The organism is Alkalimarinus alittae (genome assembly GCF_026016465.1).
GTDB lineage: Bacteria > Pseudomonadota > Gammaproteobacteria > Pseudomonadales > Oleiphilaceae > Alkalimarinus > Alkalimarinus alittae.
This window is the reverse complement of sequence record NZ_CP100390.1, coordinates 2,606,003-2,631,717: the sequence shown is the minus strand read 5'-3', so window position 1 is coordinate 2,631,717 and position 25,715 is coordinate 2,606,003. Positions and strand designations below refer to the sequence as shown.

General features: G+C 42.0%; 24 protein-coding genes. 22 read left to right on the top strand and 2 right to left on the bottom strand.

The features are described 5' to 3' along the window. The 9 genes from pnuC (at window position 1) to NKI27_RS11965 (ending at window position 11,647) form a co-directional block, all read left to right on the top strand. Entirely contained in the window at window positions 1-600 is a 600-nt protein-coding gene (gene pnuC, locus NKI27_RS12005; protein ID WP_265046289.1) for a nicotinamide riboside transporter PnuC, read from the top strand. After that, complete coding sequence (locus NKI27_RS12000) at window positions 570-1,649, top strand: AAA family ATPase (RefSeq protein ID WP_265046288.1); 1,080 nt, start codon at window positions 570-572, stop codon at window positions 1,647-1,649. Before pnuC ends, NKI27_RS12000 begins: the two co-directional genes overlap by 31 nt. Window positions 1,650-1,714: 65 nt before the next feature. Then, window positions 1,715-3,172, top strand: coding sequence for a YcjX family GTP-binding protein (locus NKI27_RS11995; protein WP_265046287.1), 1,458 nt, complete (start codon window positions 1,715-1,717; stop codon window positions 3,170-3,172). Further along, the gene (locus tag NKI27_RS11990) at window positions 3,169-4,248 is read left to right on the top strand and encodes a TIGR01620 family protein (protein WP_265046286.1); all 1,080 of its coding nucleotides are present in this window, start codon (window positions 3,169-3,171) and stop codon (window positions 4,246-4,248) included. Before NKI27_RS11995 ends, NKI27_RS11990 begins: the two co-directional genes overlap by 4 nt. Window positions 4,249-4,422: 174 nt before the next feature. Then, window positions 4,423-5,688, top strand: a complete 1,266-nt coding sequence (locus NKI27_RS11985) for a phospholipase effector Tle1 domain-containing protein (protein WP_265046285.1) — start codon at window positions 4,423-4,425, stop codon at window positions 5,686-5,688. 199 nt (window positions 5,689-5,887) lie between these two features. After that, window positions 5,888-6,913 carry a helix-turn-helix domain-containing protein gene (locus tag NKI27_RS11980; RefSeq protein ID WP_265046284.1) on the top strand — a complete coding sequence of 342 codons (1,026 nt, stop codon included), beginning with the start codon at window positions 5,888-5,890 and terminating at the stop codon, window positions 6,911-6,913. Window positions 6,914-7,072: 159 nt separating this feature from the next. Further along, entirely contained in the window at window positions 7,073-8,761 is a 1,689-nt protein-coding gene (locus NKI27_RS11975) for an AMP-binding protein (RefSeq protein ID WP_265046283.1), read from the top strand. Window positions 8,762-8,833: 72 nt separating this feature from the next. Next, window positions 8,834-10,879, top strand: coding sequence for a hypothetical protein (locus NKI27_RS11970; protein ID WP_265046282.1), 2,046 nt, complete (start codon window positions 8,834-8,836; stop codon window positions 10,877-10,879). Between the two features lie 153 nt (window positions 10,880-11,032). After that, window positions 11,033-11,647 carry a MarC family protein gene (locus NKI27_RS11965; protein ID WP_265046281.1) on the top strand — a complete coding sequence of 205 codons (615 nt, stop codon included), beginning with the start codon at window positions 11,033-11,035 and terminating at the stop codon, window positions 11,645-11,647. Between the two features lie 31 nt (window positions 11,648-11,678). Here NKI27_RS11965 and NKI27_RS11960 read toward each other — a convergent pair whose 3' ends face one another. Beyond that, window positions 11,679-12,536 (bottom strand): PA4780 family RIO1-like protein kinase, encoded by an 858-nt coding sequence (locus NKI27_RS11960; protein WP_265046280.1) that lies wholly within the window; start codon window positions 12,534-12,536, stop codon window positions 11,679-11,681. 386 nt (window positions 12,537-12,922) lie between these two features. On the opposite strand from NKI27_RS11960, the gene NKI27_RS11955 reads away from it, so the two are divergent. The 13 genes from NKI27_RS11955 (at window position 12,923) to NKI27_RS11900 (ending at window position 23,524) form a co-directional block, all read left to right on the top strand. Then, window positions 12,923-13,129, top strand: a complete 207-nt coding sequence (locus NKI27_RS11955; protein ID WP_251812809.1) for a cold-shock protein — start codon at window positions 12,923-12,925, stop codon at window positions 13,127-13,129. A 153-nt stretch (window positions 13,130-13,282) separates the two neighbouring features. Next, window positions 13,283-14,011 (top strand): patatin-like phospholipase family protein, encoded by a 729-nt coding sequence (locus NKI27_RS11950; RefSeq protein WP_265046279.1) that lies wholly within the window; start codon window positions 13,283-13,285, stop codon window positions 14,009-14,011. A 504-nt stretch (window positions 14,012-14,515) separates the two neighbouring features. Further along, window positions 14,516-16,111: an isocitrate lyase gene (locus NKI27_RS11945; RefSeq protein WP_265046278.1), complete on the top strand. Its 1,596-nt coding sequence runs from the start codon at window positions 14,516-14,518 to the stop codon at window positions 16,109-16,111. A 250-nt stretch (window positions 16,112-16,361) separates the two neighbouring features. Next, the gene (locus tag NKI27_RS11940) at window positions 16,362-17,306 is read left to right on the top strand and encodes a LysR family transcriptional regulator (protein WP_265046277.1); all 945 of its coding nucleotides are present in this window, start codon (window positions 16,362-16,364) and stop codon (window positions 17,304-17,306) included. A gap of 155 nt (window positions 17,307-17,461) precedes the next feature. Next, a complete protein-coding gene (gene astA / locus NKI27_RS11935) occupies window positions 17,462-18,490 on the top strand; it encodes an arginine N-succinyltransferase (protein ID WP_265046276.1) in 1,029 nt (342 codons plus the stop codon). Window positions 18,491-18,521: 31 nt separating this feature from the next. After that, window positions 18,522-19,328 carry a DUF1338 domain-containing protein gene (locus NKI27_RS11930; RefSeq protein WP_265049511.1) on the top strand — a complete coding sequence of 269 codons (807 nt, stop codon included), beginning with the start codon at window positions 18,522-18,524 and terminating at the stop codon, window positions 19,326-19,328. Window positions 19,329-19,713: 385 nt separating this feature from the next. Further along, window positions 19,714-20,112, top strand: a complete 399-nt coding sequence (locus NKI27_RS11925) for a GFA family protein (RefSeq protein ID WP_265046275.1) — start codon at window positions 19,714-19,716, stop codon at window positions 20,110-20,112. Between the two features lie 49 nt (window positions 20,113-20,161). Next, window positions 20,162-20,674 carry a GNAT family N-acetyltransferase gene (locus NKI27_RS11920; RefSeq protein WP_265046274.1) on the top strand — a complete coding sequence of 171 codons (513 nt, stop codon included), beginning with the start codon at window positions 20,162-20,164 and terminating at the stop codon, window positions 20,672-20,674. A 194-nt stretch (window positions 20,675-20,868) separates the two neighbouring features. Further along, window positions 20,869-21,384, top strand: a complete 516-nt coding sequence (locus NKI27_RS11915; RefSeq protein ID WP_265046273.1) for a hypothetical protein — start codon at window positions 20,869-20,871, stop codon at window positions 21,382-21,384. Window positions 21,385-21,638: 254 nt separating this feature from the next. Beyond that, on the top strand, window positions 21,639-22,031 hold the full coding sequence (locus NKI27_RS11910; RefSeq protein ID WP_265046272.1) for a DUF7079 family protein: 393 nt from the start codon (window positions 21,639-21,641) through the stop codon (window positions 22,029-22,031). Window positions 22,032-22,108: 77 nt separating this feature from the next. Continuing rightward, complete coding sequence (locus tag NKI27_RS19465; protein WP_406802390.1) at window positions 22,109-22,309, top strand: DUF3465 domain-containing protein; 201 nt, start codon at window positions 22,109-22,111, stop codon at window positions 22,307-22,309. Beyond that, window positions 22,300-22,677: a VOC family protein gene (locus tag NKI27_RS11905; RefSeq protein ID WP_320109463.1), complete on the top strand. Its 378-nt coding sequence runs from the start codon at window positions 22,300-22,302 to the stop codon at window positions 22,675-22,677. The genes NKI27_RS19465 and NKI27_RS11905 overlap by 10 nt, the downstream gene beginning before the upstream one ends. Window positions 22,678-22,726: 49 nt before the next feature. Next, the gene (locus NKI27_RS11900) at window positions 22,727-23,524 is read left to right on the top strand and encodes a PhzF family phenazine biosynthesis protein (RefSeq protein ID WP_265046270.1); all 798 of its coding nucleotides are present in this window, start codon (window positions 22,727-22,729) and stop codon (window positions 23,522-23,524) included. Window positions 23,525-24,183: 659 nt separating this feature from the next. Here NKI27_RS11900 and putP read toward each other — a convergent pair. After that, window positions 24,184-25,713 carry a sodium/proline symporter PutP gene (gene putP, locus NKI27_RS11895; RefSeq protein ID WP_265046269.1) on the bottom strand — a complete coding sequence of 510 codons (1,530 nt, stop codon included), beginning with the start codon at window positions 25,711-25,713 and terminating at the stop codon, window positions 24,184-24,186. Between the last annotated feature and the right edge of the window lie 2 nt (window positions 25,714-25,715).

The window sequence follows — 25,715 nt, the reverse complement described above, 5'->3', positions numbered from 1 at the left end:
TTGATTAGTTATTTAGAGTGGGCCGCTAATGCGGTGTTTGTATTAAGTGTAGTATTAGCTGCCAGGAATAATATCAACACATGGTGGACGGGCATCATTGGTTGCGGTCTCTTTGCTGTATTATTTTATCAATACAATCTATATGCTGATGTGACACTGATGATATTTTTTATCTTCACCAGTGTGTATGGCTGGACCTATTGGGGGGCAAAGAAAGAGTTGCACGCGATTCAGCGTACCCCCGTAACTGCGTTTATAAACCTTGTACTCCTTGCCGCACTTGCGACAGTGGCTTACGGTTGGATTCTTCACTCGTCGACAGATGCCTATGCACCGTTTATTGATTCCATCATCTTGATGTTTAGTGTGTTGGCTCAGTTTTTATTGATGCAAAGGCGAGTTGAAACTTGGGTTTGCTGGCTTATTGTTGATACCGTGGCAGTGCCACTTTATGCCTCGAGAGAGCTTTATTTAACCTCATTCGTTTACGGCTTATTTTGGTGTAACGCATGGTTCGGGCTATATACATGGATCAAATTATATAAAAAGGAAAAGTCAGGAGCGGATAAGTGGCCAACAAACCCTATCGCCGCGGATTAGTCGTTGGAAAGTTTTCGCCTTTCCATAAAGGCCATGAATACCTGCTAAATGTAGCCGCTCAACATTGCTCTGAAGTGCTAGTTATTAGTTATTCTAGGCCTGAGTTTCCGTCCTGTTCAGCCGCAGTGAGAGCGTCTTGGCTTAAACAATTTGCCCCGAACGCAAGGGTTCTGAGTGTTAACGCGGCTACGGTTGAACGGTGGCGATCAGAAGAGGGGTGGCCTTTAGAAATGCCTCTCAATTCAGATGATGATGAATCGCATCGCGAATTCACCTATAAATTGATTGCCGAAAAACTCAAGCTAGACATCGACGTTGTATTGACTAGTGAAGACTATGGAGATGGCTTCGCCCGATACCTTAGTCATCATGAAAAAGGGTTTGGTCATACCGTTCAGCATGTATGTGTTGATAGGCATCGCCTTATAGTGCCTGTGAGTGGCACCGCTGTAAGGCGCTCAAATACCTTGGCAGAGCGTAAAGTGAATTCCACAGTATGGGCTGATTTTAAGGTTCAAAAAATATGTTTTTTAGGTGCCGAGTCTACGGGAAAGACAACATTATCTAAGCTGCTTGCTGAGGCCTATGATGACCCTGTTGTTGACGAATACGGACGAACGTTATGGGAACTCAATAACGGCGTCTTGACGCCAGAAGACCTCGTTAAAATAGGCCAGACCCAAACAGAAAATGAAGATAAGGCACAACAGCTCGCTCGCAACTATATTTTTTGCGATACCTCACCTCTAACAACGTTATGTTATTCAGACGCACTGTTTAACGATAGACCCCGCATACTAGAAGCTTTTGCAGAGCAGCCTTACCACCATACTTTTTTATGTGAACCGGACTTTCCACTTGTTCAAGATGGTACAAGAAAGGACGAAGCATTCAGGGCGTGGCAGCATGGTTGGTATTTAAAAGTCCTTCGTCAACGCAAGATACCTTATACCGCATTAAAAGGACCTCTTAGCAAAAGGGTGCAGATGGTAAAAAAATGCATAGAGCAAGGTGCGTTGAAATTTTGTTCAAGTGCCATTATATCCTAAGGGGTAAGTGTGGCTTATACTGTAAATCGTTGTACTCGCCTTCATAAACTGAAATACAGAATCTAATGAATCAATCAAAAGACAAAACCGCTCAGTTTTTTCAGGGCGCCTATAAAAAAATGGCTAAGTTAACGGATGAAGGCTTGGCGAGTATGGATAAGCTGAGAGATCGGCGGTTCTGTATCGGGATTACTGGGTTGAGTCAGAGTGGTAAGTCGACCTTTATTACTAGTTTGATTAATCAATTACAGCAATATAAAACATCGAGTTTGCCAGGTTTTTCACCTGTACTTACTGAGCGTTTATTGAATGTTAAGGTTCATCCATTAGAAGACGTAGCGCTCACTCAGTTTCCTTATGATGAGGCCTATAAGCGTCTCACAAACCCCGATCCGCAATGGCCTATTCCGACAAAAGATATTAGTGGTTGTTTGTTGGAGCTTAGACTGGCTAAAAAGGTCAGTAAGTTGAACCCTTTTGGTCGCGACCAGTTTTCGCTCTTTTTAGAAATACGGGACTATCCTGGTGAGTGGCTGCTAGATCTTCCGTTACTCGAAACAAGTTATCTGCGGTGGTCTGCCCAGTGCAATACACAATATACCCAGCGACCTCGTTCTGAATTGTTGGGTGAGTTGTTGCACGACCTTCAGCACATTGACCCCTTAGCAGAGGTAGATGAAGCACATTTAATTGAATTGAATAAACGCTTTCTTGAGTTTCTACATGATTGCAAATACAAAGGGAAGGGGCTAAGCCTGATTCAACCTGGCCGATTTCTAATCCCGGGAGGCGTGGAAGACCCGAGTATCCTATGTTTTTTGCCGCTGCTTAAAAGTGGAAATTATACAGAGGGGCAGTTAGCCGCAGCCAGTGAAAATAGCTATTTCAAAGTGTGCGAGCGACGATATAAGCGCTATATCAAAGAGCTCGTTAAACCTTTTTATAAAAAATTCTTTAGCCGTATAGACCGACAGCTAGTATTAGTTGATGTGGTTAATGCTCTCAATGCAGGGCCTGAATACATTGATGATATGCGTCATGCGCTGACTAATATTACCGACAGCTTTGCCTACGGAAGTCAGAATCGTTTTCTTCAATTATTTAAACCTAAAATAGACAAAGTCGTATTTGCAGCGACCAAGATTGATCAAGTCGTATCAGAAGACCATGAGGCGGTAAGGCAATTACTGGCGGTATTAGTGAGTCAAGCATATAAAAATGCTCAACATGAAGGTGTTCATCCAACCTGTGAGGCCACCGCGGCAGTTCGTTCATCTAAAGAAATTGACCACGCTGGCGAGCGAGGTATTACGGGCCTAGGTAGTGATGGTTCGCCGATAGGTTATACACATCCTACTATACCGTCTCGTATACCTGAAGGCCGTGATTGGCAGCCGTTTATAGACTGGAAAATACCTGTATTAAAGCCACCTAAGGGATTATCGTATCAAAACTCTGATGCCATTCCCCACATTCGCCTTGATACTGTATTGAATATTCTCATAGGGGATAAATGTGTATGAGTACTAAGAAGGATGAGCGGTCGTTACGAACAGAAGGGCGACACTTTGATATTCCAGAGACGAATACAAAGGCTAAAAAAGGTGGCCGTAAAGGTAAGACGTTTATTCCTAGCCAAAACGACACGCTTAATCAGGTGCCAGAGTCAATTACAGCAGGAGAACGCTTACCGCATATATCTGAATATTCAGGGCTTTCGTTGGAGGCGGTGCCGGTAAAAGGTTTAAGATCATTTTTATATGGTTTGTTTGCGTTGTTAATGGTGCTAGTAGGGTGGGAGGTCTACACGGTTCTAAAAAGTGCACTAGATGTACACTGGCTGTTAGCAAGTGGGTTTGCAGGCCTTTTGGTGGTTGTGGCTGGGTTAAGTATTCGTTTGCTAAGAGGGTTCGTTCGTGACCAAGAAAACCTAGGTGCTTTAGAGGCCGTTCAAAAACAAGCAGAGCGATTGAGTGAAGCCTGTAATGTAGGTGATGCTAAGGTTTTTATTGACACACTACAGGTATTTTATGCCGATAAACCTCAGCTTGTTTATTTTCAGCGGTGTATTGAAAAACTGCCAGACTATAGTAATGATCGTGAAGTGGTCGACCATATTGAACGTGTCTTCTTAAAACCGCTTGATAAAGAAGCGTTACGAAGAATATCAAATGTAAGTTTGCAAACCGGTGCCGTTGTTGCTGCAAGCCCTTGGGCCTCTCTTGATATGCTCCTTTCATTATGGCGCAGTGTCAAAATGATTGATGACATTGCTCAGGTCTATGGTATGCGACCGTCGTTGGTTAACCGTTATAAATTATTGAAACTGGTCGTTCACCAAATGGCATTTGTTGGGGCCAGCGAAATAGTGATAGATCAAGTGATGGAGGAGTTTGGGTCGTCTACCCTAACCAGTATGGCAAGTGCGCGTTTAGGTCAAGGGTTGGGTGCAGGTATATACACAGCAAGAATAGGTATAGCCGCGATGAAAGTGAGTCGCCCCATCGTGTTTATTAAAGAGTCTCAACCCAGCACAAAATCTATCATAATTCCCATGATAGACCGCCTTAAATTAATGGTTAGAGGTTTTAGGGGGTAGTTCAAATAACAGACATGAGTAAGGCGCTCTATTTAACATCTAAATATGTATCTGGTTAAATAATGAACAGTTGTTGAATGCTCGACTATACTTAATCTACTTAAACCGCCAATGCAGTCTATGACGGTAGTGAATTACTATCTTTAACTATTCATTGTTATTGGAGGCTCCATCATGGCGTTCCAGCATAAAAGAATTGTTATTTGTTGTGATGGCACATGGAATAAACCTGATAGTGAACCTACTAATGTGGTTCAGCTAGCAAGAGGGGTTCTACCTTTTGCGAACAATTGTCATCAGGTGGTTTTTTATGATCAAGGTGTCGGTACAGAAGGTTTTTTTGATAAATATATCGGGGGGGCGTTTGGTGTCGGTGTCGCGAAAAATATTCTCGATGCGTATCGTTTTATTGTTCACAATTATCAAGTAGGCGATGAGATATTTTGCTTTGGCTTTAGCCGAGGTGCATACACCGTCAGAGCACTGGGTGGTCTATTGAATACTATTGGGTTACTGCCTAAGGGACGGCTCGAAAATCTTCCAGAAGCATATACATATTACCGTACACACCCAGAAGAACGCGATGCTAATGCCTATCAAGATTGCTTTCGCCCTGATATAAAAATGATGGGGGTTTGGGATACCGTCGGCGCATTAGGGTCGCCAACACCGCTTTTGGGTAAGCTTGCTAAGCGCCGTTGGATTGGGTTCTTCGACACGTCTATCTCTGCCTATATCAAAAATGCTTATCATGCGCTGGCTATTGATGAAAAACGGCAGCCTTTTAAGGCCGATTTATGGACCGGAAATATAAACGATGATCAATGTGTGGAGCAACGTTGGTTTCCGGGTGTTCATTCTAATGTTGGGGGAGGCTATGAAGATACCGGGCTGTCTGATTTGGCTTTATTTTGGATGGTAGGGAAAGCAGAACAGTTAGGTCTAGGGTTTGACGCGGCATTTATTCAATCATTAAGGCCTCACTTTAATGGTGAATTGTATGATTCATTTACATCGGTTTACCATTTGTTTGAAAATATAAATGGTGCGTCAGGTGTTCGTACTATCGAAGGCGAGAAAGACAATCCCCCTATAAATGTGCGTATTGACCATAGTGTTTATTTACGAACTAATATTGTTGCTGATTATCAACCTCAAAACCTTTTAGAAAAACATTTAGAAGAGGAAATGCATTTTACTATGGCTGTTCAGCATAGAGCGTTCATGCGTGAAGAGACACCAGGCCTTGTTGCTGAGGTGGAAATCGGTGCTCAATCGTCAGCGTGTAAAGTGGTTAATATATCAGAAGGAGGGGTTCAGCTAATTTATGATGGAGAAATTAAGGGGCCCGTTAAAATTAGCTCTTCAAAATTTAACACTAAAGTCGCAAATATCGCATGGCATCGAAAAAATCAATATGGTCTAAAGTTTGCTGCTTAGCGATTACTTTTAGGTTTGCAGAGCTTGAGCCTTTTGGCTATTCTGGCTGTGTTAGTTAGAATAGTCATTTCTATATATGACAGGGTAAGATGAAATTAAAGTCTTACCCTTATAATAATAAAGCTGTACCTGTATTTAACGGGTTTTATATTGTTCATTAAACCCTGATGGTTAGCAGCGCTGTTGGAAAACCACAATAATGAGTTCTGAACAAGCCAAAATAACCAGTAAGATGGTTCGCGGGTTAGTTAATCACTTAGTAAAAAAGGGTGTTTCTCGTGAGCTGGTTTTGAGCCAGCTACAAATCGACGAGCAAGATCTTAATAATCCCGATTATTATTTCCTCCTAGAGATCTATAATGATCTATATCAGCTTGGCGAAGTGCAAACTGGCGATACTTGTCTCGGGATGTCATTTGGATTGGACTCAGACCCCGACGTAGGAAGTCAATTTGGCTTAATCGCCCGCACCTGTGAAACCGTCGCTGATGTTTTAAAATATCAGCTCCGATTTTCTAGTCTTGTGCGTAACTTTGACCGTTTTGAAATTATCACAGAAGGCGAGAATTTTATTATTCGCTGGAGCAGTGAATCTCCCACGACTTTTCATTTAATAGAAGAAATTTTTTCTCGCAGAAGTGCTTTTATCAATAATTATGTTCTTGGGGCCGGCAACACCTTTTTTAAACAAGTGGATTTTAGGCACAGTCTTAATAACCGAGACCATACATACTTAGAAACAATAATGGATTGCCCCATTAAATTTGAGCAACCATATAATCAGATTATTAGTAGTCAGTCGGCTCTAAAATTGACATTAAAAACGCCCGACCGCGACTTACGCGAGTTTTATGAGGGGCTTGCTCAAAAGAAGCTTGTAGAGCAAAGTCAAAACAGTATTGTTGCACGGGTCAGTCGGTTGCTAATGAATGCCTTGCCCGATGTGCTAACTTTAGAACACCTCAGTGAAGACCTCTCCGTCAGTCCAAGAACATTACAACGCCAACTTCAACAAAATGGTTATACCCTAAAAGAGCTCTGTAATGAGGTTAAGCGTAAAGTAGCGCTCGAGTCTTTGAAGGCTGGTCACTCTCTGGTGACTATATCGTATAAGTTAGGTTTTTCAGAACAAAGCGCATTTCAACGTGCCTTTAAGCGATGGCAAGGGTGTACACCAAAAGAATTTCAACAATTGTACTTACATAATTTGAATACTGAGGAATGATTAAAACTTTTAACAAATATATATTGTTACAATTGGTAATAATGTTGAGTGTGGCGTGAACTGTCAATAATTTCAGGTTCAGGTCAATACACAGATGTTCTGCAAGGCTAATATACAAACTATAAATAAATTCTAATAACAGAAATAAAAGGGCTAGAAATGAATAACGGTAACAAACTCTATCCAACTCCCTTAGAAAAAGTCGCACATTGGGTAAAAAATACACCTAATAGCGTTTTTATGCGTCAACCTATAAACGGAGAGTATAAAGATTTCACATGGAAGGAAGTTGATAATCAGGCGAGAAAACTAGCATCAGCATTGCTGGGTCTAGGGTTAGAGAAGGGTGATCGAGTTGCTATATTGGCAAAGAACTCGGCGGAATGGTTTATTACAGATTATGCTATTCAGCTTGCGAGCTTAATTAGCGTACCGCTTTACCCTATGCAATCACCAGAGTCGATTGAATACGTTATCAACCATAGTGAATCCAAAGCAATTATCATCGGTAAGCTTGATGGCGCAAAGAGCATGGAATCTGGAATTCCAGCTGGCGTTATACGCATCGGTATGCCTTACCCAATAGATATGAAAATTGATCATCAGTGGAATGACCTTTTGGCTAAATATGAGCCAACTAAAGAGAATCCAGTACACGGTATGGATGATCTGATGACACTTATTTACACCTCAGGTACAACGGGTAATCCTAAAGGTGTTATGCACACCTACGGAACATTCAGCTTTGGCGCGCAAAACGCAGTTGAAACATTGCCTGTTAAGCCAGAAGATCGCTTTTTGTCTTTCTTGCCACTCTCTCATATCGCAGAACGCTTTATGGTGTTAGGTTGTGCAACATACTCGGGTGCTCAGGTATCGTTTGTAGAGTCATTGGATACATTTGCTGAAAACTTACAGGCAACGTTGCCAACCGTATTTTTTGCTGTGCCGCGCCTATGGAAAAAATTCCAGCAGCAGATCACCGCTAAAATGCCACAAGAAAAGCTTGATAAAATGCTGCGAATTCCTCTGCTTAATCGCATTGTGCGTTCGAAGATTAAAAAAGCATTGGGTCTTAATAAAGCACGTATGGTTGTTTCTGGTGCATCACCTATCGCCCAGAGTCTTCTTGAGTGGTATGCCAAAATTGGTATCGATATCAACGAAGGTTACGGCATGACTGAAAACCTTGCTTATGGGCCAGCTATTAACATGCCAGGAGCAGTTAAGTTGGGTTCAGTTGGCTCGATTACTGCTTTACCACATAGCGAAGTGCGCATCACAGAAGACGGTGAGATTATCGTAAGATCACCTTCGTTAATGAAAGGCTATTACCTAGAACCTGAAAAGACAGCTGAAACTATCAGAGATGGTTGGTTACATACTGGCGATCGTGGTGAAATCGATAGCGATGGCTACTTAAAAATTACCGGGCGTGTTAAAGATGTATTCAAAACGTCTAAAGGTAAATTTGTACAACCTAACAGTATTGAAGGGTTGCTGATGCGTAACACCAATATTGAGCAAATCTGTGTCGCGGGTTCTGGGCATTCTCAGCCGATCGTTTTGATCGAGCTAACTGAAGATGCTAAGTCACGTCTACCAGAAGACGCAAAAGCGATTGAAGATGATATTATGAGTACTGTTGTTCAAGTTAATAAAGAGCTTGAGCATCACGAAATCATTGATCGTATCTTTATTGTAGATGATGTTTGGACGCCTGAAAACGGGATGTTAACACCTACAATGAAGATTAAGCGTAGTGAAGTTGAGAGAAGATACGCGCCACTATGCGATAAGTATCGTGAGTCAAAGACTCGCTTTGTGTGGGAAGCACAAGAAGCTTAAATAGCTATTTTATACGACCTCTTAAGCGCTGCCCTATAGGGTAGCGCTCTGACATCGAAGATGGATCATTCTATGAAAAAAGTAATCAATATCAGCTTAGGCTCCTCAGAACAGGATTATGAGTTTCAAACTCGTTTTTTAGACGAAGATTTTACTGTTCAGCGGATTGGGACGAACGGTAATGAAACCGAGGCGTGGGAGCTGTTGCAGAGATTACAGAGTAAGTGTGATGTGATGGGTGTCGGGATGGTACCCGACGAGTTCAATGTTGGAGAGTTTAAGTTTGAAAACCCCGGCACTAAGAAGCTAACACGCGTAGTGACCCGCGTACCTGTTACTACAGGTGCTAGAATTAGACGTATTCTGCAGAATCTAGCGATAAGACACACGCAGAAAAAACTAGGTAATTACTTTAATAACAATAAAGTATTATTTTTATCAGGTATGGCCAATTATGAAATGGCCACGTTAATGGCTGAATATACGCCTAATTTGAAGTTTGCAGATGCCATTATACAAGCAGGACTTCCTAAGATGCTTAATTCTGTATCGGCCCTAGAGCTTTATGCTCGTAGCCGTTACAATTTGAACAAAGTATCGCCTGTTGATTTAAATCAAAGTCAAATACCGTCATTGCCGCAAGTTAAAAAGCACCTTATTCAAAAGGCGATGAAAGACTCTCACGTGGTTGTTGGGACCTGCGCTAGCCTTAAAAAGTATGGCAATAAAGAGTGTTTAGTCGACAAAACGATTATAACGTCATTTGTAACAGATGAAGATTTTGAGTATTTCAAAGAAGCTAAGGTGAACTTAGTGATTGATGTTACTCCAAACATGTTTGATCAAGTGGTAGGGGCTAACGTTCTTGAAGCGATGATTATAGCTGCATCAGATGTAGACTCTGAAGAGTTATCAACGGCTTGCCTTGAAGATATCATCAAAGAGTTAGATATCAAGCCTCGTTTGTTGCACCCAACGGGAACCTTTAAAAATATTCGACGGTTTGCTTTTGTTATTCACCCGCTATCTCAAGAATATATTCGTAACGTAACACCCATTCCTAAGCGCTTTGCTCATACGCCTTTGATGAATGCGATTGAGAAAGTAACGGCATTGGCACCCCCATTTGTATATTCTGAAGTGAAGGGCATTAAATCACCTTGTGGCGCTGAGGCAGAAGGTTGGTTGATTACTGTTGGCGGTACGCCAAAAGAGATGCTTTCGCATAGCCCAGAATTTACATACAAGCGTTTGTTAGCCGCTGCAAAAATGGCAGAAAAGCTAGGTGCGCAGATTATTGGTTTGGGAGCGTTTACTAAAGTTGTTGGTGATGCAGGTATTACTGTAGCGCGAAGAGCAACTATCCCTGTGACTACAGGTAATAGCTATAGTGCATCCGGTGCTTTGTGGGCGGCTGCTGATGCAATGAAGCGCTTGAAGTTGGTAGAGCATGAAGAAGGTAAACGAATTCCAGCTAAATCTATGGTGATCGGTGCAACGGGTTCTATTGGGTCTGTTTCAGCTCGATTACTTGCAATGGCGTTCGATGAAGTTTATCTCGGCGGTCGAAATGAAAAGACACTTAATATCTTAAGAGATTCGATTCTAAAAGATACGCCTGATGCGAAGGTGTTTGTGACGACTAACCCTGATGATCAATTAGGCGATATGGATGTTGTTGTAACCTCTACATCGGGTGCAGGCAAGAAAATATTAGACATCATGAAGGTTAAGCCAGGCTGTATCATTACTGATGTTGCTCGACCGCTTGATCTGCCTGCAGAAGAGGTTGCTAAACGACCTGATGTATTGGTTATTGAGTCGGGTGAAATTTTAGTGCCTGGTAAGTTAGATATGAAGAGTATCCAGCTTCCAGAAAACGTTGTTTTTGCCTGTATGGCTGAAACCATCGTTTTGGCATTGGAAGGTCGCTTTGAAGTATTTACCATCGGTCGTAATACTGAGTGGGAAAAAGTTAAAGAGATTTATTCCTTAGGCCTTAAGCACGGTATGAAGTTAGCCGCTATCTCAGGTGTTAATGGTGCTTATACAGATGAAGATCTACAGAAAGTTCGCGAGTTAGCGCTTGAAGCGCGTAAAACGTGGAAGTCTAAATAGGTTGTCGGCGTAAACCATTAACGCTAAAGCAATCTAAGCAGGGCAGTTGAATCGATTAGTTCATATAAACGATTAGGCTGCCCTGTTTTTTTGTTTATATTTAACCGATTTTCACGTCTTATATATCGTTTTAGTCAATTAAGTTGAGAGCACATGAATCCAATTATTGAACATGCTATAACCGTCTTTATGGCTTTTTTTGCCATTATGAATCCTATCGCTAATACAACTGTGTTTGCGGGCCTAGCCGGTAGAGAGAGCAAATCAGCGCAAGTAAAAGTGGCGACAAAATCGTTGCTAATTACCTTTGTTATTATTGTGTTGTTTTCGCTGCTGGGTAAGTCAATTTTTAGCTTATTTGGGATTACACTACCGGCATTACAAATTACGGGTGGGGTACTCGTGTTTCTCGTTGGGTATCATATGTTGCAAGGCGCAAATTCAAAGCTTCATACGTCGGAAGAGAGTGATGATACAGATATTGCGGTTTCTCCTTTGGCTGTCCCTTTGCTTGCAGGGCCAGGCACGATTGCGACCGCTATGAATTATTCAGCTGCTGGTGGTTGGATGGAAATAATGGTAACCGTCAGTATGTTTGCAGTGCTTTGTTTTATTACCTTTTTCTGCTTTATTTTTAGCTCAAAGATCATGAAGGCTATTGGTGAAAGTGGGTTAGGGATTGTGACGCGATTAATGGGGCTTATTTTGGCTGTAATAGGGGTTCAAATGTTGATTGAGGGTGTTAAGTCTGCGGCTAAGTTGGTGTAGGCAAAGATAAAAAACTCACTGAAGAGCTAGGTTATTCTAGCTCTTCAGAGTTTCTAAGGCGTTCTTGCCGGTCTCTTTCTTCTTCCATTGCCGCTTTAATTTCAAGCACCACAGCGTCAACATCGGCTGCTGTTTCATCTTCTTCAAAATAGCCCGTTAGTTTTGTTTCTGGTGTTAGCTTGCCATCCTCATAAAGTGTCCACATTTCTTGGGTGTACTTTGTTTGAAGTAGGTCGGGGGCAAACTGACCATAGTAAGTGGTCATGTTTTCAATATCACGCCCAAGCATTGATTGAGCGTTATTGTTTGCTGCCGCATCAACGGCTTGTGGGAGGTCGATAATAACTGGACCGTAATCATCTACCAGTACATTAAACTCAGATAAGTCGCCATGAATGATACCTGCGCAGAGCATGAGCTTAACGTAGTGCATAACAGTTGCGTGGTCTTCTCGCGCTTGCTCTGCCGACATAGATACATCATTAAGGCGGGGTGCTACGTCGCCATCGTCATCGGTCACAAGCTCCATTAATAGCACGCCATCAAAACAACCGTAGGGTTGCGGTACACGAACGCCTGCATCAGCGAGACGGTAAAGTGCGTCTACTTCTGCATTTTGCCAAATCTCTTCTTGTTGCTTGCGTCCGAAGGAGGAATTTTTCTCCATGGCGCGCGCTCGTCTACTATTACGAACTTTTCGGCCTTCTTGGTATTGGACTGCTTTTTTGAAGCTACGTTTGGCTGCATCTTTATAGACTTTTGCACAGCGAATATTATTGCCGCACCTTACAACATAAACGGTTGCTTCTTTCCCGCTCATTAGTTGGCGGATAACGTCATCTACCAAACCGTCTTCGACTAAGGGTTGGATTCTCTTTGGTGTTTTCATAGGGCTTTTATACATGAAATCAGTGTTGGATGGAATACTGGTAGAGGATCTTGATGGCGTAGATCAATTGAAAGCGAATTTAATGTCAATCCTTTGTATTAATGCTAAAAGTTTGAAATATAAGATTTTATGCGGCTGTTGGTTGTTTAGCTATATATGCCTCATGGGTAGTTGTATATATAACCTTTGCTATTGACTATATGCTCAATACCTATATAATGCTCTTCAGCTTGAAAGAACGTCTTATATTTATGCACACCATTTCGATGTCTCGTATTAGTAGCTCGTCCTGATTTCATAAGTAATAGCATTACATTTCAGCCAGTTCGCCCGATCTCATTTAGAGCAAAGGCTTAAATTACAAATTGAATTATTAGGATATTATTATGTCTACTACTACTGGAACAGTTAAGTGGTTTAACGAATCTAAAGGTTTTGGTTTTATCGAGCAAGAGTCTGGTCCAGACGTTTTTGCTCACTTCAGCGCTATCTCTAGCACTGGCTTCAAAACTTTGACTGAAGGTCAAAAAGTTGAGTTCACTGTAACTCAAGGTCAGAAAGGACCTCAAGCAGAAAACATCGTAGCGCTTTAATTTTATTAAAGACTACTGGATTTTCTCTTTAATTAGAGTTGATCTAGCTTAAACTCCAAGGAGTTAAAGCATAAAAAGGTGAGACCTCTGGTCTTACCTTTTTTTTTGGCTTAAATTTTGGGTTAACTCAGCATACAAATAAGGATGAATGCTATGACTCTACGAGACTGGCTTGCAGTTGAGCCATTTACCCTCAGCATGTCGTCTGGCTTTTTTAGTTTTTTTACTCATGCAGGTATGTTGGCTGCACTCGAGCAGGAGAACCTGTTACCGTCTAAGGTTACAGGTTCAAGTGCGGGCGCATTAGTTGGTGCTTGTTGGGCGTCTGGGTGTTCATCTGATGAGTTGAAAGAGCGCTTATTTAGTCTACAAAAAAGTGATTTTTGGGACCCTGCAATTGGCTTTGGCTTATTAAAGGGGCGCAGGTTTAGGGCGCTAGTTGCAGGTGCTTGCAAGGTTAAGTTGCTACAAGAGTGTAGCGTGCCGGTAACGCTTTCTGTGTTTGACTTATTAGCACTTCAAACAACTACGTTTAGTGATGGCTCCATTCAGGATGTAGTCTCAGCATCGTGTGCATTTCCATTATTATTCCAGCCAGTTTGTGTGAATAATAGGTATTACCTTGATGGAGGCATCAAAGACCGTCCTGGGCTTCAAGGTGTTAAAAATAATGAGCGGGTGTTTTACCATCATATAACATCTCGATCGCCTTGGCGCACAAAAAACAGTGCTGCGTTAAAAGTGCCAATCAGAGACAATATGCAGTGTTTAGCCATCGAAGGGTTGCCCCGTGTTGGACCCGGCAATATAACCGTAGGGCGTGAAGCATATAAGTTCGCTATGGATAAAACGCTAGAAGCGCTAGATGCTCAGCTAACTTGATTTGTAAATAGTGTGCTTTGCACGGAGTAAAATAATAACGTTTGCAAGTCCACTAACTCATAAGGCTATCGTCACCGACTGTTGTACTTATTATCGAGTTACGCCTGACAAAAGCTGCTTTAAAAGCTAATAAAATTGTTAATTATTATTTAGTTTTGTGATCGAGAGAGGGGGTTGTGAAGTTGTTTGCGCCTGATAGTTGGATATTTAAGAGTCGATATAATCAAATAAATTAATAGGTTAAAGGTGTTAGTTAATGCTAAACATAAGTTATGTTTTGTTTGCCTGTAACATCTAATACTCAAACGGTTGCCTTTATTCACAAAACTTATACCCGGTATATTTACTATATATTTTATTTATTGCGCCTAATTGGTTAGAATCCGCACCTGAAATAAGTACTCCGGTAAGCCAGACGACATTAATTGATTTAATAGCCTTTAAAACACTGTTAAATATTTATAGGCGGCTGGATACATTTACACTCAATAGAAGGACTAGTCTATGTCATATCAAGACGATATCAAGTCAGTTGCAGCAGTAGTTGAAGCTAAAGGCGATAGCTGGGCAGCAATCAACCCAGAGTCAATCGCTCGCATGCGTGCCCAAAACAAATTCAAGACAGGTCTTGATATTGCACAATACACTGCTGATATCATGAACGCAGACATGGCTGCATTCGATGCAGACAAGACTAAGTACACTCAGTCTCTAGGTTGCTGGCACGGTTTTGTTGGCCAACAGAAAATGATTTCTATCAAGAAGCACTTTGGTGGAAAAACTGATCGTCGTTACTTGTACCTTTCTGGTTGGATGGTTGCAGCACTTCGCTCTGAATTCGGTCCTCTTCCTGATCAGTCAATGCACGAAAAAACAGCTGTTGCATCTTTGGTTGAAGAGCTTTACACATTCCTACGTCAAGCTGACGCACGTGAACTTGGCGGTTTGTTCCGCGAATTAGACGCAGCTCGTGACGCTGGCGATTCAGCTAAAGAAGCTGACATTCAAGATCAAATTGACAACCACGTAACTCACGTTGTGCCAATTATTGCAGATATCGATGCTGGTTTTGGTAACGCAGAAGCGACTTACCTAATGGCTAAGCAGATGATCGAAGCAGGTGCTTGTGCACTACAGATCGAAAACCAAGTTGCAGATGAGAAGCAATGTGGTCACCAGGACGGTAAAGTAACTGTTCCTCACGCTGACTTCCACTCTAAGATCCGTGCATTGCGTCACGCTTTCCTAGAGCTAGGTATCGACAACGGTATCATCGTTGCACGTACTGACTCTGAAGGTGCTGGCCTTACTAAAGAAATCGCAGTTGTTAACGAGCCTGGCGATTCTGGCGATATCTACAACTCTTTCTTAGATGTTGAAGAAATCGACGTAGCTGACATGGCTGAAGGCGATGTGGTATTTAACCGCGGCGGTAAGCTTGTTCGTCCTAAGCGTTTACCTTCTGGTCTATATCAGTTCCGTCAAGGTACTGGTCATGAGCGTTGTGTATTCGATTGTATCGGTGCTCTTAATGCTGGCGCTGATCTACTTTGGATCGAAACTGCAGTTCCAACAGTACACGAAATTGCGGGCATGATGAACGACGTTCGTAAGGTTCACCCTGATGCGAAACTTGTTTATAACAACTCTCCATCGTTCAACTGGACGCTAAACTTCCGTCAGCAAACTTATGATACTTTTGTTGCAGAAGGAAAAGACGTATCTGCATACGATCGTGCTAACCTAATGTCTGCTGAATACGACGATTCTGAATTGTCTGCAGTAGCTGATGAGCGTACTCGTACTTTCCAAGCTGATACTGCTCGTGAAGCGAACGTATTCCATCACTTGATCACTCTTCCTACTTATCACACGACTGCATTGTCTGTTGATAACTTGGCTAAAGAGTACTTCGGTGAGCAGGGTATGTTGGGTTATGTTGCTGGCGTACAGCGTAAAGAGATCCGTCAGGGTATCGCATGTGTTAAGCACCAGAACATGTCAGGTTCTGACATGGGTGATGACCACAAAGAATACTTTGCTGGTGAGCGTGCTCTTAAAGCAGGCGGCGCTAAAAACACGTCTAACCAGTTCAACTAAGTTTGAATTGAGTTATCCGGTCAGACAGATTTGATCGGATGTGTTTAAAGAAAGGCCGAACACTCTTGTGTTCGGCCTTTTTTATTGTTTACAGATAAGTCAGTTGAAATGAAGGGTTATTACGGTTATACAAAAAATGTATGATCTATAAGTTTACTATTGATTTTGTGAATGTTAGTCTGTCAGCCTATTTTGTAAGGCTTCTATTACCTTGCTAGAAGAGCTAATTTTTGTGTGATGATGAGCGATAATGGATATCAACCGGGTAGACCTTAATTTACTTATACACCTTGATGTATTGCTACGTGAGCAAAATGTAACTAAGGCTGCTAGCCATTTAGGCATTACCCAACCAGCAATGAGTAATGGTCTTAAGCGCTTACGGCTTCTTTTTGAAGATCCCTTGTTAGTCAGAACCACTGATGGGATGGCGCCAACCGAGCTTGCACTAGAGCTAAAGCCTGCGGTTAGAGAAATTCTATTCAATATAGAAAAAGTTATTCAACCCGATCGAGGGTTTGATCTCGATAGTAGTCGTGTATTTCGGATTATGGCGAGTGATTACGCTGAGTCAACACTAATCCCTTCTGTATTAAATGTGGTTCGACAGCGCGCAGCTAACGTAACACTTGATATTTTAACCCCTAGCGATGTCTCGTTTGAAGATGTTGAGCAGGGGCGAGTGGATATGGCGATTAACCGTTTTGATACGCTTCCTCAATCATTTCATCAAAAAACTATATGGACTGACACATTCTCATGTCTGATGAATGCAGACAATGAAATCGCCAACAACTTTACGTTAGAAAATTACTTAGAGGCTAGCCATATTTGGGTTAGTAAAACAGGCTTTGGTGTAGGGGTAGGCATGAACCCTAAAGATGTTCAGCGACTAGGTTGGGTTGATGAAGCGCTCAATGAAATAGGCTACAAGCGCAATATCAGTGTATTTACGCGTCACTATCAAGTCGCGATGCTACTGGCGCAGCAGCATGACCTTATTGCTACACTTCCGAGCAAAGCCGCAGGCATAACAAACGATAGCGCTAAACTCGTTACAAAAGAACCGCCATTTCCTATACCCGCCTTTGACCTCAAGATGGCATGGAGTCCATTACTGCATCATAACGCTGGTCATCAATGGTTAAGACGTTTGATTGTAGATGTAGCAAATAATGGCATGGAGCAAAAATAGGGCTATATAGTGCTTACACGCTCAGTCAAGAATCGCAGTCATATTGGTGTGTGTTACCTATACATCGCCACCCTATCAAAATCATCACTCATAACATTTGCTTTAGCTATACTTAAGATAGCCTATTTATCTACGTATTCTGAAGTGGTTTCGTTATGATGATTATCCGCCCGATAAGAGAGTCAGATTACCCCGCGTTACTTAAGATTGCAGAAGAGTCAGGCTATGGGTTTACCTCTTTACCCGTTAGCGAAGAACTACTAAAAGCAAAAATAGCGCGATCAGAGAAAGCTTTTCGCTCAAGCTCGCACCTTGTTGATGGTTACAGCTATTTATTTGTTATGGCTGATTCAGACACAGACGAGGTGGTAGGCACGAGTGGTATCGAATCATCTGTGGGGCTTCGTGATCCGCTATATCACTATCACCAAGGGAAGGTGACGCATTATTCTAATGAACTTGACGTATATAATACTGTCGATATCTTAACCTTAGGTAACGACTATACGGGTTCAACCGAAATCTGTACGTTGTTTTTGAGTAAGCACGCAAGGCAAGGCTATAACGGCCGACTGCTATCACGGTGCCGCTTTTTGTTTATTGGGCAGAATCAGGCTCGGTTCTCAGATATTATTATGGCTGAAATGCGCGGCGTGTCAGATGAACTTGGGCAGTCTCCTTTTTGGGTATGGTTGCAGGAACACTTTTTCTCGATGAGGTTTTCTGACGCCGTTCATAGAGTTGGGATGGGGCAGAAATCATTTATTGCTGAGTTGATGCCAAAGTATCCCATCTATACAAGTCTTTTAAGCCCCGAAGCTCAGGCCGTCATCGGCCAAGTGCATGAACAGACTAAGCCCGCGTTAACGTTGCTTAAACAAGAGGGTTTTAGCTTTAGGGGTTATGTTGATATCTTTGATGCAGGCCCAACAGTAGAAGCTAGGTTGGTAGACGTTACAACCATCAAAAATCGTAAAGAGTATGGTGTAACGATTGGTGCAGTATCAGGCGGCGATAATTTTATCGTAAGCAATCTTGAAGTCATCGACTTTCGTGCCGCAGTGGCAAACCTAAAAGTTAATGACGAAGCGGGCACCGTTACCATGAATCAAGAAACGGCAGCAGCAATACATGTTAGTAATGATGACATTATCAGTGCAGTGCCTTTGAGTCATCAACAATAAATATTGACCCTAACAGAAGAAGGTAAGCATGATGAGCCAAACAGTAAATGATTTTTTTGAACGTTTGTGGGGTCAATATATTGAGATAACCCCATCTGCAAAAAAGATCCATCGCCTGCTAGGTAAGGGTGATAAAATTATTAATGACCATGTTGCGTTTAGGACATTTAATTTACCGACTATTAACCTAGATGTTTTGAGTCAATTCTTTATAGATATGGGGTATCAGGAGAAAGGCCAATATGAGTTTAAGGCTAAAAAGCTCAATGCCAAACATTTTGAGCACTCAGATTACAGGTTACCTAAAATATTTATTAGTGAGCTAAAGCTTGAGTTATGCTCTGAAAAATTGAATAGCATCGTTAATCAATGCGTTTCACAAATAGAGAATAAGGCACTCGATAATCATAGTTTTATGTATTCTGGAAGGCATTGGAACGTCAGCTATCAAGACTATATAACACTCCTAGAAGAAAGCGAATACGCAGCATGGCTCGCTGCTTTCGGCTTTAGGGCTAACCACTTTACGGTGAGTGTAAACCATTTGGTCGGGTACATGACGCTATCTGAAGTCAATCAAGTGTTAAAAGACAACCAATTTATACTGAATTCAGCAGGCGGGGAGATCAAAGGCTCTCCTGAAGTGATGCTAGAACAGTCCTCAACGCTTGCCGATAAATGCTTAATCGACTTCATCGACCTGAAAAAAGCGATACCGGCGTGTTTTTATGAGTTCGCGTATCGTTACCCTCAGCCAGATGGCTCGTTATACCAAGGGTTTGTTGAAGCCTCAGCGGATAAGATCTTTGAAAGTACGCATAGTGGAGCTGGTGACTAAGCAGGTCGGAAAACGCTTAATCACAGACTCTAATATAGGCAGTCCTACCTCTTCAGTTTTAAATTCCCCATTCATAGGGGCAGACCTATTTGTTTGTCCTTAATCACGTAAAACTCACACCGCATTTAAGCCTTCTTGTCACCCTTGCGTAGGCGGAGATCCATTGTTTTGGGAAAGCGTAAAGTCACAGACTCCCGCCTTCGCGAGGATGACAAGAAGGACTGTATGAAAACTAACTACATGTTTTATTAGTATATTTCAGTGCTTTATTTGTGAGGTAAGTGATAATATTAATTTAATAAACGGATATACTTACTTCTGACTAACGCGTTAAAAGCGGAATACGACTAAGAAACTGCTATGTGAATAGTACTAAGGAGATATCATGAAAGGTAGCTGTCTCTGCGGCGAAATAGAATATGAAGTCAGTGAACTAGACTCACCGATTCAGCATTGTTGTTGTATTACGTGTAGGAAAGCACATGCTTCGGCGTTTAATACGGCATCAGGGGTTCAAAGTAGCAATTTCCGATGGTTAAAAGGTGAGTCGTTGCTTTCTAAATTTGAATCATCACCAGGAAAAATAAGGTATTTTTGTTCAATGTGTGGAACTCACTTGATTAAATCGAAGGAGGGAAGTCCAGTTCTAGTCTTGAGGGTGGCAACGCTTGATGAAGATCCTGGGAAAATACCGGAGTTCAGAATTTGGTCTTCACATGAAGTTCCATGGTTAAACTACACCTCAGCAATGCCTACTTACGATGAGTGGGAACCTGGGAGATGAAATTAGCCCCTTCGTGGCTTGGGCAGCGTTAAGTTTTTAGGAGATTTCGGTGTTTGTCAGGAAAATGGAAGAGAAGGACCTTGACGCTGTAAGTGCAACTTGCATGGCTTCGTTTATGCAGTCCGTTGCAGGCACATTGTCTGAGGAAGGGGTTTCAACCTTTTCTAAAATTGCTGCGAGTAATGCCTTTCTTGACAGAATGAAGGGCGACAACTTGATGCTGGTCGCAGAAATTGATGGAAAAGTTGAAGGTGTAATCGAGCTCAAGGAAGGTCGTCATGTTGCAATGCTTTTTATTAGCCCTGAACGCCAGAAAAAAGGTATTGGTAAGAAATTGCTTTCATCGGCTCTGAATCACGCAAAGGTTGAAATTGTCACCGTTAGCGCGTCCCTGTCTTCAGTTCCCGCCTATGAGAAGTACGGGTTTGAGTGCAAGGGCGAAGAAGGAGAGTCGGCAGGTTTGGCCTATCAGCCTATGGAGATCAAACTTAACAATTATCGGCATAGGGTTTCGTTTGGTACACTTGGCGCTTTATTTGGTGCGCAGGAAAATAACAATTAAAGCGTTCAGACCCTTTATCAATTGCGGAGTTCATCTAAGAAACTAGGGTGGGAACCAGTTAGGCATTTATGATTGGTTGTTTGTATCGGTATTGCAAGGTGCCTAGTCATTCGTTCAACTAAAGAGCCATTAAGGGCTCTTTATAACATCTACTCTAAAGTTTATTAACGCGTTTAAAACTAAGGAAGGTTTATATGAATACTCTCTCGACGATTAACCTGTTAGCGATTAAAACTCTCATCATCTTTATCGCTAGTAGCTTTACGCTTGCCCAAGCTCAAGAAACAAATCTGCTAATGCACCAGATGACTCAAAAGCCGTTAGTTTTGGATATTCGATTTTGTGCCTGCAAAGCTATAGATATTGAGTCAGACGCAATAGAACCCATACCGCAGTTTCTAGTAGAGGCAACGTCTATTAAAGTCGGCGTGACTGAAAATGATATAGGCTTTGTATCTGCAGCAGGGTTAACATTTGGATACTCTATTTCACCAGGTAAAGAAGCGGGCTCTTTCGTAGTGGAGTATTCACAAGAGTATATTGAAGGTGAAAATTCACAGACCTCGCAGTCTGAACTACATTTAGATCTGAATAGTTGGATGACTATTAGTGGTTTTGAAAATATTACTGATCAAGGCAATGACTACTTCAATGTGGCAATAAAGCTTGCTGCGAGTGAGGACGATTTTTCCAACCAGATGAAACACTGAACACACCTGAGGAACTGCAATGCATTGAGGAGAAGATGTGAAAGGAACCATTCCGACGCTATACTCGTTAGTTATGTCCGCGCCCACGGCAACCAGAAATGGTCTATATAAAAACTGCTGTGGTATCTTCAATATTTGTCGGAGTCAATTCCGACCTAAAAAAAGATAATATATTGAACTAAATGCCCTTAAGTAAATGCCATTCGGCTCAGTCTCTTTAGAAGGATAATCAGAAAATAAGGACAAACTAAAGCATGCCACTTACCGATCCCCAAATAAAGCAGCGACTCCCTCTGTGGAAAGCACTTTCTGATTTATGGCTAGATACAGAGCTTGAGGGTTATGACTATGCATACATCGCTCGAACGATCAATGAATCACCTTTCACACTAGAAGAAGCGTTCACTATTCATAAATATGAAGTGGCCCCTGCTGTTTTTATTAACTTAATGAGTGTGGCTGGAGAATGGGCGATGTTTGATGAAGAGTGGTTAAAAAAACGTTGCTTAGCATCAGCAAACAAGAGAGGGCGGATGTTGAATCGACTTATGTGCGCTGCTTTAAGCCCGTTTATTAAGTACCATACAGATCACCATTGTCAGGAAATCAGAAAGTGTTATGTCACACTGAAGGCTGATCTGAATTAGGGCTAATTTACACGCATAAAGCAATCGTTTATAGCGACTGTAAAAGGTTAATTTATGGCTCATGAGAAATATTGAACATGAAAAAATTACTTATCTTATTCATTTTATCTGTACTTTCTCTTGTGGGGTTTGCAGGTGAGCAATCAATTTCCTCTGCTTACGAAACAAGAACAAGCGACGTACAAGTTCGTAATACTGGCAGAGTGATTAAAATTTTACCAGACGATAATAAAGGCTCTGTATGCTCGACAAAAATACAGGACGTATTGTGCAAGTAGAAAGAATCGATCATTTGGTTTTAACCGTTCGGGATATTGAGCAAAGTATCAACTTTTACGAGCGGGTAATGGGGATGAATAAAGTAATATTTGGACAGGGCAGGATTGCTTTATCGTTTGGTAACCAAAAAATTAATTTGCACCAGCTTGGTAACGAATTTGAACCTAAAGCAAGTAATGTTAGTGTGGGTAGTGCTGATTTATGCTTTATTATAGCGACCTCCGTTCTAGAGGTCGAAGAGCACTTAAAGACATGTGGTGTGCCCGTAATAGAGGGGCCGGTAAGCCGTACGGGAGCCATGGGGAAAATAGAGTCGATTTATTTTCAAGACCCAGATGGCAACCTGATAGAGGTTTCAAACTACTAAAGCTTACGGCATAACAATATAGCTGAAAATTAAAATAAAAAGGAATTGAATGGAACTCGAAATAACAGTGGTAGATGCGTTTACGGATTCTATATTTGGCGGAAACCCCGCTGCTGTGGTGATTACCGATGAGTGGCTACCTGATGATTTAATGCAGTCTATAGCATCAGAAAACAACCTTTCAGAGACTGCTTTTTTGGTTCTGTCTCAAGCGTCAGTTTACCAAATTCGCTGGTTTTCGCCGCTGACTGAAATCGATTTTTGTGGCCATGCAACCTTAGCATCTGCTTTTGTTTTGTTTGGCAAGTGCCCTGAGTTATCGGTGATTACATTTACTGCAAAGGCGGTTGGAGAGCTAAAAGTCAAGAAAACTGAATCAGGTAAGATTCAGATGAACTTCCCAAATACGAAACCTGAAAAGGTGGACGTTATTCCAGATAACTTGAAACAAGGTCTCTCTATTCCACCAGTCGAAGTCTATCGTAACTCGCAAGCATATTTCGTGATTTATCAATCAAAGCTTGAAGTGCTATCTGTACAACGCAATAACGAAGCCTTGGTTTTACTCAAACCGCTTGATGTAGTGGTAACCTGTAAATCTGAATCGCAAGAATACGACTTTGTATCTAGGTACTTTTGGCCTGCAAATGGCGGAGATGAAGACCCTGTAACAGGCTCAATTCATACTGGCCTAGCCCCGTTATGGGCTGAACGTCTTAGGAAACATGACCTAGTAGCCTATCAAGCTTCAAAACGAGGTGGCGTACTCAGCTGTTTAATTTCCGGAGATAGGGTACTGATTTCTGGTAATGCAGTTCAATATTTGAAAGGAACTATCACAGTTTAGCGTTGTGAATACCTAACAAATAAGTCTATCTCGTTCGGTTAGCGGGGGATTATCAATATACTGAAATGCCGTTATTTACAGCAAAATTTAAGGGGCGAGTGCTAGTATTAATTTATTGTGAGTGATGCTGATTCAGCCTAATGTGTGAAAAGCGGTAGCCATCCGTGAAGCGGTTTTGCATCGCGGAGCTGTTCTATCACCTTCGGTATTTGATTTTGACGCAATCAAAAAAGATAACGAAAAGACGATACCTTCTCATATCGAGCCAACGCCTAAACAAGAAACCTATTCTAAATTGATCTTTTTCGGGGGGGGGATTGGCGTAGTACTTAGGATTGTCAACGGTAGCTAACCATCAGATAAAGGCATTGAAAAAGTCAGAAGGTTTATACGAAACCTATCTCAACGCATCACCTGTTAGTGCTTAAAACACTCATCATTTTCAGAAAATCTGAATTCATCGTACAAAACAAATATGCATCAAGTGGCAATATATGAAAGAAACAGGGAAGATTAATTATGTTGCAAAGCCATCCAGTGATCTTGAAACTACAAAAAGGTTTTTTGGTGATGCCTTTGGTTGGTCATTTGTAGACTATGGTCCGAATTGCCGTGAAATTAAACCACCCTCATCATTGAGGGTGGTTTGAATTGACGCTTTACTTAACTCTGTGAGACACCTCAATCTCGCCGTCATTGTTTAGCTCTTGTACCATCTTCTCGAACTCTTGCGTAATATCTGAAGACGGCTCTGCGCTAGCCAGTGAAGTGATAACAATAGCCAGAGTACTGAACAGTACTCCCGGTACGATTTCGTAAACATCGAAGATGCCGCCCGTTAGCTGCTTCCAAGCAACAACGGTAATGCCCCCCACTATGATGCCCGCTAATGCGCCGTTGCGATTTATACGCTTCCAATACAGGGATAATAATAACGCTGGTCCAAAGGCTGCGCCGAACCCTGCCCAAGCATACGATACTAGGCCTAGAACGGTATTATCGGGCGATAGTGCAAACGAAAGTGCAACGACCGATATTAATACAACCCCTAAACGGCCAACCGACACGACTTGCTCAGGCGTGGCCTCTTTGTTCAAAAGCACTTTGTAGAAATCTTCGGCGAGTGCTGAGGATGATACTAATAGTTGAGAGTCCGCTGTACTCATTACAGCTGCCAGAATGGCGGCTAGCAGAATGCCGGCGATAACCGGATGGAATAATGCATTAACCAATAGCATGAAAATTTTCTCAGCGTCAGCAATCTCTCCACCCATCGCGGTGTTAACGTAAATCAGGCCGGTAAAACCAACAAATAACGCACCAAACTGACTGAGGCCAGACCAAATAACAGAAATACGACGTGCAGTTGGGATATCTCGATTAGAGCGAATGGCTGCAAAACGAGCTAAAATGTGAGGCTGACCAAAGTAGCCTAACCCCCAAGCAACGAGAGAAACAATAGAGATAATTGAAAGCGTCTCGCCTTTGCTATCGGTAAACATATTGAGTAGGTGAGGGTTGGAGGCTTCCATGCCATCAAATAAGGCAGTAAAGCCACCTTCACTTTGCATCGCGATAACCGGCACAACGAGCAGTGCTGCTGCCATTAACAACCCTTGAACCAAGTCTGTCCAAGCAACGGCTAAAAAGCCGCCAAAGAGTGTGTAGGATATAACGCACAAAGTGCCAATAATAACAGCCCAGGTGTAGTTAAGACCGAATACTGTTTCAAATAACTTACCGCCGGCCACCAAGCCAGAGCTTGTGTAGAAGAGAAAAAATAGTAGTATAAAAAAAGCAGAAATGATCTGAAGTAATTTACTGTTATCTCTAAAACGGTTAGAAAAGAAAGCAGGCAGGGTGAGGGAGTCGTTGGATATGATGGTATAGACTCTTAGTCTTCTTGCCGTTATTAACCAGTTCAGCCAGAAGCCTAGCAGTAACCCTCCCGCCAACCAAAACGCTTCAAAACCGGATGCTAAAGCGTAGCCTGGTAAACCTAATAATAACCACCCGCTCATATCAGATGCGCCTGCGCTTAATGCGGCAGGCCAAGGGCCAAGCGATCGGCCTCCTAGAAAGTAATCAGACGAACTCGTGGTTCGTTTGTATGCAATATAGCCTATCACCATCATCATGATGAGATAGATGATAAATGTCGCCGTGACGACTAATGAATTTTCTATCATTT

Coding starts and splice junctions, on each gene's coding strand:
- NKI27_RS11975 (WP_265046283.1), top strand. CDS start 7,073: ATGAATAACGGTAACAAACTCTATCCAACTCCCTTAGAAAAAGTCGCA.
- NKI27_RS11930 (WP_265049511.1), top strand. CDS start 18,522: ATGAGCCAAACAGTAAATGATTTTTTTGAACGTTTGTGGGGTCAATAT.
- NKI27_RS19465 (WP_406802390.1), top strand. CDS start 22,109: ATGAAAAAATTACTTATCTTATTCATTTTATCTGTACTTTCTCTTGTG.
- NKI27_RS11955 (WP_251812809.1), top strand. CDS start 12,923: ATGTCTACTACTACTGGAACAGTTAAGTGGTTTAACGAATCTAAAGGT.
- NKI27_RS11940 (WP_265046277.1), top strand. CDS start 16,362: ATGGATATCAACCGGGTAGACCTTAATTTACTTATACACCTTGATGTA.
- NKI27_RS11995 (WP_265046287.1), top strand. CDS start 1,715: ATGAATCAATCAAAAGACAAAACCGCTCAGTTTTTTCAGGGCGCCTAT.
- NKI27_RS11910 (WP_265046272.1), top strand. CDS start 21,639: ATGCCACTTACCGATCCCCAAATAAAGCAGCGACTCCCTCTGTGGAAA.
- astA (WP_265046276.1), top strand. CDS start 17,462: ATGATGATTATCCGCCCGATAAGAGAGTCAGATTACCCCGCGTTACTT.
- NKI27_RS11990 (WP_265046286.1), top strand. CDS start 3,169: ATGAGTACTAAGAAGGATGAGCGGTCGTTACGAACAGAAGGGCGACAC.
- NKI27_RS11980 (WP_265046284.1), top strand. CDS start 5,888: ATGAGTTCTGAACAAGCCAAAATAACCAGTAAGATGGTTCGCGGGTTA.
- putP (WP_265046269.1), bottom strand. CDS start 25,713: ATGATAGAAAATTCATTAGTCGTCACGGCGACATTTATCATCTATCTC.
- NKI27_RS11970 (WP_265046282.1), top strand. CDS start 8,834: ATGAAAAAAGTAATCAATATCAGCTTAGGCTCCTCAGAACAGGATTAT.
- NKI27_RS11960 (WP_265046280.1), bottom strand. CDS start 12,536: ATGAAAACACCAAAGAGAATCCAACCCTTAGTCGAAGACGGTTTGGTA.
- NKI27_RS11915 (WP_265046273.1), top strand. CDS start 20,869: ATGAATACTCTCTCGACGATTAACCTGTTAGCGATTAAAACTCTCATC.
- NKI27_RS11950 (WP_265046279.1), top strand. CDS start 13,283: ATGACTCTACGAGACTGGCTTGCAGTTGAGCCATTTACCCTCAGCATG.
- NKI27_RS11985 (WP_265046285.1), top strand. CDS start 4,423: ATGGCGTTCCAGCATAAAAGAATTGTTATTTGTTGTGATGGCACATGG.
- NKI27_RS11945 (WP_265046278.1), top strand. CDS start 14,516: ATGTCATATCAAGACGATATCAAGTCAGTTGCAGCAGTAGTTGAAGCT.
- NKI27_RS11965 (WP_265046281.1), top strand. CDS start 11,033: ATGAATCCAATTATTGAACATGCTATAACCGTCTTTATGGCTTTTTTT.
- NKI27_RS11925 (WP_265046275.1), top strand. CDS start 19,714: ATGAAAGGTAGCTGTCTCTGCGGCGAAATAGAATATGAAGTCAGTGAA.
- NKI27_RS11900 (WP_265046270.1), top strand. CDS start 22,727: ATGGAACTCGAAATAACAGTGGTAGATGCGTTTACGGATTCTATATTT.